The 11,364-nt window shown below is 67.7% G+C and carries 7 protein-coding genes and 1 pseudogene; 5 read left to right on the top strand and 3 right to left on the bottom strand.

Annotation, left to right across the window (positions count from 1 at the left end):
• From ACSAMQ_RS18085 to ACSAMQ_RS18070, 4 genes are all read left to right on the top strand, one after another.
• A partial coding sequence (locus ACSAMQ_RS18085; protein ID WP_435396993.1) for a helix-turn-helix domain-containing protein occupies positions 1-388 on the top strand: 388 nt, incomplete at its 5' end.
• Positions 389-620: 232 nt separating this feature from the next.
• Positions 621-908 (top strand): co-chaperone GroES, encoded by a 288-nt coding sequence (locus ACSAMQ_RS18080; protein WP_031370299.1) that lies wholly within the window; start codon positions 621-623, stop codon positions 906-908.
• Between the two features lie 138 nt (positions 909-1,046).
• Entirely contained in the window at positions 1,047-2,687 is a 1,641-nt protein-coding gene (gene groL / locus ACSAMQ_RS18075; protein ID WP_435396992.1) for a chaperonin GroEL, read from the top strand.
• 164 nt (positions 2,688-2,851) lie between these two features.
• Positions 2,852-4,858 (top strand): esterase/lipase family protein, encoded by a 2,007-nt coding sequence (locus ACSAMQ_RS18070; protein ID WP_435396991.1) that lies wholly within the window; start codon positions 2,852-2,854, stop codon positions 4,856-4,858.
• A 176-nt stretch (positions 4,859-5,034) separates the two neighbouring features.
• Here ACSAMQ_RS18070 and ACSAMQ_RS18065 read toward each other — a convergent pair whose 3' ends face one another.
• The 3 genes from ACSAMQ_RS18065 to ACSAMQ_RS18055 form a co-directional block, all read right to left on the bottom strand.
• Positions 5,035-7,029, bottom strand: coding sequence for a multicopper oxidase family protein (locus ACSAMQ_RS18065; protein WP_435396990.1), 1,995 nt, complete (start codon positions 7,027-7,029; stop codon positions 5,035-5,037).
• Between the two features lie 91 nt (positions 7,030-7,120).
• Positions 7,121-8,581, bottom strand: a complete 1,461-nt coding sequence (locus ACSAMQ_RS18060) for an XVIPCD domain-containing protein (protein ID WP_435396989.1) — start codon at positions 8,579-8,581, stop codon at positions 7,121-7,123.
• Between the two features lie 15 nt (positions 8,582-8,596).
• Complete coding sequence (locus ACSAMQ_RS18055; protein ID WP_435396988.1) at positions 8,597-9,097, bottom strand: hypothetical protein; 501 nt, start codon at positions 9,095-9,097, stop codon at positions 8,597-8,599.
• An 857-nt stretch (positions 9,098-9,954) separates the two neighbouring features.
• Between ACSAMQ_RS18055 and ACSAMQ_RS18050 the strand changes: the two are divergent.
• Positions 9,955-11,364 (top strand): annotated as a pseudogene (locus ACSAMQ_RS18050) (bifunctional [glutamate--ammonia ligase]-adenylyl-L-tyrosine phosphorylase/[glutamate--ammonia-ligase] adenylyltransferase); the annotation flags it as partial.

The raw sequence follows: 11,364 nt of genomic DNA, 5'->3' as shown, positions 1-11,364 counted from the left end.
GGAGTCGACCAACATCGGCCTGGGCCTGGTGCTGCAGCCGGTCGAGTCGCTGTACATCACCGTCGACGCCTACCAGATCGACATCGACGACCGCATCATCCTCTCGGAAAACCCGGCCGACCCGCGCGGCCTGGCCGACTGGGCCGCGTTCGCGCATTTGTCCGAGCGCAGCCTGAGCCGGCGCTTCGCCGCGCAGACCGGTCACAGCCTGCTGCAGTGGCGCCAGCGCGCGCGGCTGATGCGGGCCATGGAGCGCCTCGCCGGCGGCGACGCGGTCACCGCGATCGCCCTGGACCTGGGCTACGACAGCGTCAGCGCCTTCATCGCCATGTTCCGGCGCAGCCTCGGCGCCAGCCCGACCGCCTACCTGGCACGGCTCGGGACCTGAGCGGACCGCGGGTGCCCCGGCCGGCGCCCGGTGGGCCTTCGGTCCCCGGCCGGTCATCGGGAGGAGAGAGGATTTCATCGCCCCCCCCTTGAAAGGCTCCCGGTACCGCCTCATTTAGCGTGCAGTCCCGGTTCGTCCGGGCGCTTTTGTCCCCGGCGTTGGCACTCTCCGGGGGCGACTGCTAAAATTCCCCTTCTTTCTCCACCCATTCAAGCACTTACAGAGGGTTGCCATGAATCTCAAGCCGCTTTACGACCGCGTTGTGGTCAAGCCGATCGAAGCCGACGAAATCTCGGCCGGCGGAATCATCATCCCCGACGCCGCCAAGGAAAAGTCGACCAAGGGCGAAGTCGTCGCCATCGGCGAAGGCAAGGCCCTGGACAACGGCAGCGTGCGCGCGCCGAAGCTCAAGGTCGGCGACAAGGTCATCTACGGCCAGTACTCGGGCAGCTCCTACAAGCAGGACGGCGTCGAGTACAAGATCCTCAAGGAAGACGACGTCCTCGCGATCGTCGGCTGATCGGGCGGGAGTCTGGAATTGGGGAATCGGGGATCGGCACGCGCTTGCGCTGCCTCCCGGGTCCCGTCCCGACTCCGTAATGCGCTCTTTCGATTCCCTATTCCCTATTCCCTATTTCCCATTCCCGGAGTTCCAACCATGTCCGCTAAAGAAATTCGTTTCGGTGAGGATGCGCGCGCCAAGATGGTGCGCGGCGTCAACGTGCTCGCCAATGCCGTGAAGGCCACCCTCGGTCCGAAGGGCCGCAACGTCGTGCTCGAGAAGAGCTTCGGCGCGCCGACGATCACCAAGGACGGCGTGTCCGTCGCCAAGGAGATCGAACTGGCCGACAAGTTCGAGAACATGGGCGCGCAGATGGTCAAGGAAGTCGCTTCCAAGACCTCCGACAACGCCGGCGACGGCACCACCACCGCGACCGTGCTGGCCCAGGCGCTGATCCGCGAGGGCATGAAGGCCGTTGCGGCCGGCATGAACCCGATGGACCTCAAGCGCGGCATCGACAAGGCCGTGATCGAGGCCGTGGCCGAGCTCAAGAAGCTCTCCAAGCCGTCCTCGACCAGCAAGGAAATCGCCCAGGTCGGCGCGATCTCCGCCAACTCCGACGCCGACATCGGCGACCTGATCGCCCAGGCGATGGACAAGGTCGGCAAGGAAGGCGTGATCACCGTCGAAGACGGTTCGGGCCTGGAGAACGAACTCGACGTCGTCGAGGGCATGCAGTTCGACCGCGGCTACCTGTCGCCGTACTTCATCAACAACCAGCAGTCGATGTCGGCCGAGCTCGACGACCCGTTCGTGCTGCTGTACGACAAGAAGATCTCCAACGTCCGCGACCTGCTGCCGGTGCTGGAAGGCGTCGCCAAGGCCGGTAAGCCGCTGCTGATCGTCGCCGAGGAAGTCGAAGGCGAAGCGCTGGCGACCCTGGTGGTCAACACCATCCGCGGCATCGTCAAGGTCTGCGCCGTCAAGGCTCCGGGCTTCGGCGACCGTCGCAAGGCGATGCTCGAAGACATGGCCGTGCTGACCGGCGGCACCGTGATCTCCGAGGAAGTCGGCCTGCAGCTCGAGAAGGCCACGATCAAGGATCTGGGCCGCGCGAAGAAGGTGCAGGTCTCCAAGGAGAACACCACCATCATCGACGGCGCCGGCGACGGCGATTCGATCCAGTCCCGCATCAAGCAGATCAAGGCGCAGATCGAAGAGACCTCTTCGGACTACGACCGCGAGAAGCTGCAGGAGCGCGTGGCCAAGCTGGCCGGCGGCGTGGCGGTGATCAAGGTCGGCGCATCGACCGAGATCGAGATGAAGGAAAAGAAGGCTCGCGTCGAAGACGCGCTGCACGCCACCCGCGCTGCCGTGGAAGAAGGCATCGTCCCGGGCGGCGGCGTCGCGCTGCTGCGCGCCAAGGCCGCGATCTCGGGCCTCAAGGGCGCCAACGAAGACCAGAACCACGGCATCCAGATCGCCCTGCGCGCGATGGAAGCTCCGCTGCGCGAAATCGTCACCAACGCCGGCGAAGAGCCGTCGGTCATCCTGAACAAGGTCCAGGAAGGCAAGGGCGCGTTCGGTTACAACGCCGCCAACGGCGAATACGGCGACATGCTCGAGTTCGGCATCCTGGACCCGACCAAGGTCACCCGCACCGCGCTGCAGAACGCCGCGTCGATCGCCGGTCTGATGATCACGACCGAAGCGATGGTCGCCGAGCTGCCGAAGAAGGACGAGCCGGCGATGCCGGGCGGCGGCGGCATGGGCGGCATGGGCGGCATGGATTTCTGATTCGAGCCTCCGCGCTGACGCAACACGGAAAACCCCGCCGCGAGGCGGGGTTTTTCTTTGTCCGCCGGGCCTGCGGCAACGGCGGCGAGCGGAATGCGTTTACTCGCGGCCGGCCGCGCTCGACAATGCCGGCCAGCCCCGCCCCGCCCCGCCCTGGAACCCGCATGTCCCTGCGCCCGATCGCCCTGCTCGTGACCAGCCTGGTCCTGTCGTTCGGCAGCGGCTGCGCCGTGGTCAAGGTCAAGGAACGCGCCTTCGGCGAGGTCGCGGTGGAGCGCAACCTCGACGCGTTGAGCAGCGGACGCCTGAGCACCGCCGCGGCGACCGCGCTGGGCTCGGCCGGCCTGGACCCCGAACAGTGCGCGCGCGAGCCCGAGCCCTGCATCGCGCAACTGCGGCCGCTGGCGCCGGTCGAGGACTGGCTGGCGACCGCGGCGGAGTTGCAGTTGCTGCGCATGAACACCGCGCCCGCGCCCGTGGTCCAGGCTGCCGAGAGCGCTGGCCCGGCCAAGCGCGCCCAGCCGTCGAGGACTGCCGGGCCGTCGCAACGCGCCGAGCCGACCCCCCAGGCCGGGCCCGATGTCGACGCCGACCTGCGCACGCGCGCGGCGATCGAGACCGCGCGCTATGCCTATGCCTATCTGTTCCTGAGCCCGCGCACGCCGGAGCAACGGGTGTTCGAGGCGCGCCAGGAGCGCGTGCTGCGTTTCTACAATCGCGCCCTCGACGTCGTCGCGCAGGCCGCCTTCCAGGCCAGCCGCGGCCAGATCGGCGCCACCCCGTTGCAGGTCGGCGGGCTCGAGTTGAGTATCGCCCTGCACGGTTACGAAGCCACCGAGCTGACCCAGCAACCCGAGGCCTTGCTCGCGTCGGACACCCTGGGCTTCGACAACCTGCGTGCGGTGTATCGCCGCGACGGGTTCGGCACCGCCCTGGTCGCGGTGTTTCCGCGCCGTTCGCGCAGCGACCCCGATGCCGCCGACACGCCCTACCGCGACACCCGCTATCTGCCGGTCACCGCGACCTTGCGCTTCGACGGCGACGGCGGGCTCGACGCGGTGCTCGCCAGCCGCGTCGCGCGCATGGACGTCTACAACCCCTATCGCATCGACAGCGAGACCATCGCCGGACGCAAGGTGCCGCTGGCGGCGAACTACTCGGCCGCCTACGGCATCTGGCTGGCGCGTTCGGAACTGGCGCGGCTGAGCCTGTCGAGCCTGCTGCGGCCCAAGCAGGCGCGCGCGTTCAAGCCGCGCATCTACCTCAACCAGCCCTACGACCCCGACAAGCGGGTGATCGTGCTGGTGCACGGCCTGGCCAGCAGCCCGGAGGCCTGGGTCAACCTCGCCAACGAACTGCTCGGCGACGAAACCCTGCGCAAGCATTACCAACTGTGGCAGGTGTTCTATCCGACCAACCTGAGCATCCTGGCCAATCGCGCCGCGATCGACGCGGCCCTGACCCAGACCTTCGCTCACTACGACCCCGAAGGCGACGACGTCGCCGGCCGCGACGCGGTGCTGGTCGGGCACAGCATGGGCGGGGTGATCTCGCGCCTGTTGGTCAGCGACAGCGGCGAGCGCGTCCTCGACGCGACCCTGCAGGCCTTCGATCCGGCCGCGGCGCAGCGCCTGCGCAAGGAGCCGCTGGTGCGCGAGCTGACCGTGTTCAAGGCGATGCCGCAGTTCGAACGCGCGGTGTTCCTGGCCTCGCCGCATCGCGGCGCGGTGGTCACCGACGGCTGGCCCCTGCGGATGGTGCGCAAGCTGATCCGGCTGCCGTTCGACGTGCTGCGCGAAACCGCCGAACTCGCCCAGCGCAATGAAGTGAACCAGGACGAATTGCAGAAGATCGGTTTCCGTAAGGGTCGCCCGCCGACCGGCCCGGACGACCTTAGTCCCAACTCGTTGTTCATGCGCAGCACCGAAAACCTGCCGATCGAAGCGGGCCTGCCGTACCACACCATCGTCGGCCAGCGCGATCCCAAGCTGCCGCTGCTGCAGTCCAGCGACGGCGCGGTGCCGTACCGCAGCGCCCACCTCGACGGTGCGGTGTCGGAGAAGGTGATCCCCTCCGGCCACAGCGTGCAGGAAACCCCGCAGGCGATCCTCGAGCTGCGCCGGATCCTGCGCATCGATATGGCCGAGTACGCCAAACGCGCGCAGCGTTGAGGCGCGGCTGGATCTGAGTTAACCCGCGGCGCCTCCCCTGTAGGAGCGGCGTAAGCCGCGACCGCGCGATTGCGGTAACGATGCAGACCGGGTTTCGCGCGAGGAAGCCCGGAACCCAAAGGCACGGAAACATCGCGGCACGAAGCGAACCGCTCCGCGCCGCGATGCCGTCGTCCTCAATGGTGGGCGTTGCCTATCCCGCCGCCCTTGCCGTCGGGCACCAGCATGCGGACGTTCTGCATCATGCCCATGTCCTCGTGGTCGAGGATGTGACAGTGCAGGACGTACTCGCCGATGTAGCGCTCGTAGCGGGTACGCACGAACACCTGGTAGCCGTTCTTGACGAACAAGGTGTCCTTCCAGGTGCCTTTCGTGTTGGCGTACTGCGAATCGCCCGGATCGCCGGTGACGCTGACGTCCTTGCCCGACTTGTCGAGGATCCTGTCGACCTGGAACGGATTGACGTGGATGTGGAAAGGGTGGCTGCCGACGGTGGAGGTCAGGCGCCATTCCTCGATGTTGCCGAGCACCAGGTCGCGCGCGCTCTTCGGGTCGTAGGTCTTGCCGTCGACCATGTAGTCCTCGCCCTTGATCGAGAACTCCAGTTCCTGCTTGCCGGTGAGGTCGGCGGTGGCGATGTCCTTGTGCGGCACGAACGCGGTCAGACGCAGGCGGTCGTCGAGATCGGCGACGACCTTGGCGCGCACCTCGGGCGGCATCAGATACTTCGCCGAGGCGACCAGGTTTTCGGTCAGGTAGGCGCGGATGTCGGCGACCGGCGGCACCGCGGTCGCAGCGACGTTGGCCAGTCCGAGCAACTGCCGGTCCTCGGCCGCGTTGGTGATGCTGGCGCTGGCCGGTGCGGCCCCGTCGATCACGCAGTACTGGCCGGCTTGCGGAAACACCACCAGGGCGTCGCTGCGATAGCCCGGTTGCAGAACGATCTCGCTTTTCTCGATCGCCTGGCCATGGGTCAGGCCGTCGGCGGCGACTTCGAACTGCGGCAGCAACGGGCCGGTGCAGTTCTGCGTTACCCAGCCGTCGAGCGCGGCGCCCGCCAGGCCGTCGATACCGGCGGCGCCGGCGCGCACCGCGCGCAACTGCAGGTTGATGGTGTTGCGCACGCCGGCGCGCACCAGCCGCCAGCGTTCGATGCGTCCGGCCTTGAGCTCGTAGAAGTTCGGCAACACCTCGCCGTTGATGCTGGTGTAGCGGCCGGAGACTTCCCACACGCTTTTCGAACCGGCCGGGGTCGAGGTGAACCCGAACTGGTCGTAGTTCTCGATCTCGCCGACCTCGCCTCGCGCCGAGTCGCAGGCCCAGGTGCCGTCCGCGTTGACCCGGATCTTGTTCTTGTCCTGCTTGTCGCGACAGGCGTAGGCGACCTGTTGGAACAACAGCAGACGCTCCTGGTAGGCAGTGCCGCCCTGATCGCGCAGCAGCGTGTCGAGATCGCCGTTGCGATCGGTCGAGGGCAGGCGGTTGCCGCGTACGATCAGCGCGCCGGCCATGCCGCTGGACACCTGCAGCGCGGTCGAGCCGTGCAGGTGCGGGTGATACCAGAAGGTGCCGGCCGGATGATCGGCGGGCAGGTTGTATTCGTACTCGAACTTCACCCCGGGACGCAGGGTCAGCAGCACGTTGTCGCTGTTGCCGGTCGGGCTGACCCACAGGCCGTGCGAGTGCAGGTTGGTCGAATTGAAGCAGTGCGGCACGTTGATGCCGACCGGCGCGCAATCTTCCTTCGGCAGGCTGTTGTCGAGGCGCACGCGCACGGTTTCGCCGGGTGCGGTGACGATGGTCGGTGCCACGAACGGCACCTTGGGGTTGGTGCCGGGGCTCTGGTAAGAGCGCAGCTTGACCGTATCGAAGCGGCGATTTTTCGGGTCCCAGATCTTCGACTCGGTATAGGCGATGCGTAGGTCGAGCACGGCCTCGTGCGTGTCCAACGGTTGCGGACCGCTCTTGCTCAGCAGCAGGGCCGGGCTCTTGGCGTCGCTGGAGCGCAGCATGCGCGCCAGCACCGGCTCGTCGAACTGGCCTTGCGCTCGGTCCTGCGCGGCGAGGCTCAGCGGTGCCGCGGCGAGCAGGCAGGCGAGGGCGAGCGGTTGCGCTCGAAGCATCGGCCAGCGTTGCGCATCCACAGCCGAAGTCCGGGAATTGCGGTCCATGCGTGGTTTCCTGGTAGCACTACGGTGAAGTGCCGGATCGGCACTGGAAAGTGTTTCGGCCTGGATCACTGCCGTGGTGCTGTCGCTGGCGCTATAGAGCCGGTGTCGGTCGCGATGCGGTCTGCTGTTGCCCCTGCGCGAGCTGCGCCGGCGCCTGGGACTGGTTCAGGGCTTCGAGTTGACGGAACGATTCTTCCGTCGGTGCGGTGCGGTCGGTGGCCACCCCTACCCGGGTATGGGTGGGGCTGGCGAGGTCGCCCTGGACCAGGAACGCGGTCTTGCCGACTTCCTTGGTGGTGGGGTCGACGCTCAGCACGACGTGATCCGGGGTCAGCTGGTTGCGCTTGCTCTCCAGGGTCAGGCCGGCGGCGATGCGGTCGGCGTCGCGTTCGGACAGGTGCCCGCCGTGCTTGTGGTACTCGCCGTTGACCTTGTCGAGGATGCCGCGGAACAGCGCGTGGTCGGGGTGCTCGGCGTGGCGCGGGTCGACCTTGCCGCCGTGCGCATGCGGGTCGCCGCGCAACTCGTTGAGCAGGTCCAGCGGCGAGGCGTTGATGTTGACGTGGGTGTGGGTCGACTTGGTGTGGTCGAAGTGCCCGGCCCGGGGCGGCGTGCTGCTGGTGTCGAAATAGGGCTGACGGTTGGCGGAATTGGCGCCGAGGTCGATGCCGTTCTGCTCCATGATGCTTTCGTTGAGCTTGAGCTGGGTCAGGTTGACGTGCAGCTCGGGCTTGCCGCCGGCCGCGGTCTTGCCGTGGGCGTGTTCGAGCTGGCTGACGTAGCCGATGTAGCCGGCGCCGTAGTAGTTGGCGTAGTCCGAATTGCCGTTGTGCCCCAGCCGCGCCTGCGCCGGCGGCATGTCGAAGTAGTACTTGCCCATCGCCTTGACGTTGTCGGCGCTCATCGCCATCGACAGGTTCGCATCGACGGTCAGGTCGGCCTTCAGCGTATAGGTGAAGTTGGGCGCGCTGCCGCCGCGGGTCATGAAGTCGCCGGCGCGGCCGGGCGAGGCGTTGTAGACGTCGGCCAGGGTCGCGGTCGGCTTGGCCTCGCGCACGCTGCCGACCAGGGCGTTCCAGCCGGCGATGTGGGCTTTGGCTTCGTTGTCGCGGTCGGCCTGGATGACCTTGCCGATGGTCGCGGTGTAGTCGTGTTTGTCGCCGACGGTCTTGGCCAGCGCGGTGGCTTCGGTGGCGAAGGTCTTCAGCGCGGTGTCGCGGTCGTTGCGGTAGAAGCCGTGCTGCACTTCATGGCCTAGCACGAAGGTCATGTTGCCGGCGTCGTAGCTGCCCGCCGGCGGCTTGGTCAGGCCGTTGATCGGCAACAGCATGGCCTGCTCTTTGCCGTTGTAGGCGCCGCCGGCGTGCGCGTCGGTCAGCGGCTTGAACGATTTCAGGTGGCCCTTGGCGATGGCATCGTCGACCTGCGCCGCCAGGGTGGGCGAGTTGGCGATGGTGGTCTTGAGGTTCGCGGCGACCTCGGCGGTGACGCCGGGTTGCTTGGCGAATTCGTCGAGCAGCTTCTGCAGCTCGGTACTGGTCGGGGTCGGCATGATGGCTTCCCAGCCTTATTCGATGGTGATGGTCTTGACGCAGCGATGGCCGATCTTGTCCGGCGAATCGTTGGACTCGCCCTCGACGAAGACCTGCAGCGACAGTGCGGGGCGCTGGAAATTCCAGTGATCGACGCGACCGTGTTCGCCGTACGAGGCGCTGTCGTGGAAGCCCAGGCTCTTGAGTTCCTTGGCGTAGGCGTCGAAGTCGAGGCCGCAGACCGGGGTCATCGGCGCGCGCTCGTCGCCGGTGCGGGCGAAGTCGAAGATCAGCTTGTTCTTCTGCGAGCCGGCCGGGCGGGTGACGTAGAGGTTGTACGACCAGTCCGGATGGATCTGGGCGCCTGCGCCGAACGAGCCGTCGCCGCTGTCGGCCTGGCGCATGGCCAGCCCGGTGTGTTTTTCCACGTGCTCGGCGGTCAGGTCGGCATTCGACTCCAGGCTGCCGATCAGCTTGAGCATGCGGCGGCTGACCTCGTCGCCGCTGAGTGGGGTGGTGCCGTTGGCGGCGGTCATCGGGTCCTCCTGGGTTGCGTTGGCGCTTGAACGGGGCGATGAGGCATGGCTGCAGGCCGACAGGAGCAGGCACGCGGCCCAGGCCGTCAGCAGAGTGCGGGGGGATGCGGGGTTGCGGGGCATAGCGCCTCTCCGTGGACGCGGGTGGCTTCCATATAGATACGGGGAGCACGCCAAATCAACGGCAGGAACGCGGCCGACAGGACAAAGCGGTTCACAAGGCCCGGTCGACGTCGCGCTGTTCATGCCGCCGGGGTGCGGCCGTTTGGCGCAGCCAGGCGCACGCCTCCCCTGTTCAGGTTTCTCGGGAGAGCGAATCGTCAAAGGGCCGCAGTCGCCGCGAGGAACGGAATGTCATCGGTAACATCCGCGTCGTTACAGGCTTTGCTGAGGCGTATCGCGAATCGTTCTCAGTGTTTCAAATGAACTGGCGAGTTCTGTTTTGCACTGCAGCGTGCAAGGGGATAACGCTTCCTTCACGATCGCCCCGCATCCCGACGTGGGGGAGGGAGCAAGCCCGCAACCGGTTCTACCGGAAGCGGGCTTTTTTATGCCCGAAGGTTTTGTAGCGCTCCGGCACGCAGGAACTGCCGCATCGACACGCTTTCGCGGCAGCGAGACCGCCCACCTCGCGCGAGCGATGCGATCGCCGCCGCATGGCGCCGCGCCGACAACCGAACGCAGTCGTCACCCACTCGATCGACACGACACTGCCCGGCGCGCAACCCGCGCCCCATCGCTCCCACCCGCCTAGTTCCTAGTTACTAGCTACTAGTTCCTCACTCCTCACTCCTCCCAACTCACTCCTCCCAACTCACTCCTAACTTCCCCCGCGCACCGCATGCCATCATCGCCGCATGTCCGCGTCTTTCTCCTCGACTCTTCCCCACGACGGCCCGGCACTCGAACACGCGCTCGCCGAGCGCGCCTTGACGCGCTTGCGCGCGGCTTCGCCGGAAGCGCGCGCCGCGCTCGACGATGCCGGCCTGGCCGCGCGCGTGTCGCGCGTCGCCTTGGTCAGCGACTTCGCCATCGACACCCTGGTACGGCAGCCGGCCCTGCTGCTCGCGCTCGGTGCCGACGACGGCGCGAGCGAACCGCCGCCGCCTACCCTCGAAGCCGAATTCCGCGCCGATTGGGGCACGCGCCTGCGCCGTTACCGCGCGGCCGGCTCGACTCGCTTGATCTGGCGCGACACGCTCGGCCTGGATCGGGTCGAGGACACCCTGGACGGCAGCACGCGCCTGGCCGAGGTCTGCCTGCAGGTCGCGTTGAGCGCGCTCGAAGACGAGTTCGAGCGCCGCCACGGCGCGGTGCGCACGCGCGACGGCGAACGCGTGCGCCTGGTCGTGTTCGGCCTCGGCAAGCTCGGCGGCGGCGAACTCAATTTCAGTTCCGACGTCGATCTGGTCTACGCCTACGAGCACGACGGCAGCACCGAGTTCGACGGCCGCGACGCCGCCCGCGCGCTCGATGCCGAGGCGTATTTCGCCAAGCTCGGCCAGCAGCTCGCGCGCCTGCTCGACGAGATCACCGCCGACGGCTTCTGCCACCGCGTCGACCTGCGCCTGCGCCCTTACGGCAACGCCGGCCGGGTGGCCTGGTCGTTCGCGGCGATGGAGCAGTACTTCCAGCGCGAGGGCCGCGACTGGGAGCGCTACGCCTGGCAGAAAGCGCGCCCGGTGGCCGGCGACTTGGATGCAGGCGAGCGCTTCCTGGAGGCCCTGCGGCCGTTCGTGTACCGGCGCTACCTCGATTTCGGCGCGCTCGACGGCCTGCGCGCGATGAAGGCGGCGATCAGCGCCGAGGTCGCGCGCAAGGAACTCGCCGACGACATCAAGCGCGGCCCCGGCGGCATCCGCGAGATCGAGTTCCTGGTCCAGGCCCTGCAGCTGATCCGCGGCGGCCGCGAGGCCGAGCTGCGCGGGCGGCGCTTGTTGCCGGCGTTGCGCGAGTTGATCGCGCTGCGCCAGATCGCCGAGGAGACCGGCGAATCGCTGGCCGAGGCCTATCGTTTCCTGCGACGCCTGGAAAATCGCCTGCAGATGCTGCGCGACGCCCAGACTCACGCCTTGCCTGCGGCCGACGGCGACCGCTTGCGCATCGCGGTCGGCCTGGGCCATGCCGACTGGGACGGGTTGTCGAGCGAGCTGGAACGCCGCCGCGAACGCGTGACCGGCGAGTTCGAAGCCTTGCTCGCGCCGCGCCGCCGCCGCGCCGCGCCGGACGCGCTGACCGCGTACTGGCGCGCGCTGCCCGAGTCGGGC

Origin of the sequence: Lysobacter sp. 1R34A, assembly GCF_051217035.1 — a bacterium.
Taxonomy (GTDB): domain Bacteria; phylum Pseudomonadota; class Gammaproteobacteria; order Xanthomonadales; family Xanthomonadaceae; genus Lysobacter.
The sequence above is the reverse complement of the archived record's forward strand: the minus strand, read 5'-3'. Positions and strand labels throughout refer to the sequence as shown.

Excerpts from the sequence above, each read along its gene's own strand:
- ACSAMQ_RS18065 (WP_435396990.1), bottom strand. The coding sequence starts at position 7,029 with ATGGACCGCAATTCCCGGACTTCGGCTGTGGATGCGCAACGCTGGCCG.
- ACSAMQ_RS18055 (WP_435396988.1), bottom strand. The coding sequence starts at position 9,097 with ATGACCGCCGCCAACGGCACCACCCCACTCAGCGGCGACGAGGTCAGC.
- ACSAMQ_RS18080 (WP_031370299.1), top strand. The coding sequence starts at position 621 with ATGAATCTCAAGCCGCTTTACGACCGCGTTGTGGTCAAGCCGATCGAA.
- groL (WP_435396992.1), top strand. The coding sequence starts at position 1,047 with ATGTCCGCTAAAGAAATTCGTTTCGGTGAGGATGCGCGCGCCAAGATG.
- ACSAMQ_RS18070 (WP_435396991.1), top strand. The coding sequence starts at position 2,852 with ATGTCCCTGCGCCCGATCGCCCTGCTCGTGACCAGCCTGGTCCTGTCG.
- ACSAMQ_RS18060 (WP_435396989.1), bottom strand. The coding sequence starts at position 8,581 with ATGCCGACCCCGACCAGTACCGAGCTGCAGAAGCTGCTCGACGAATTC.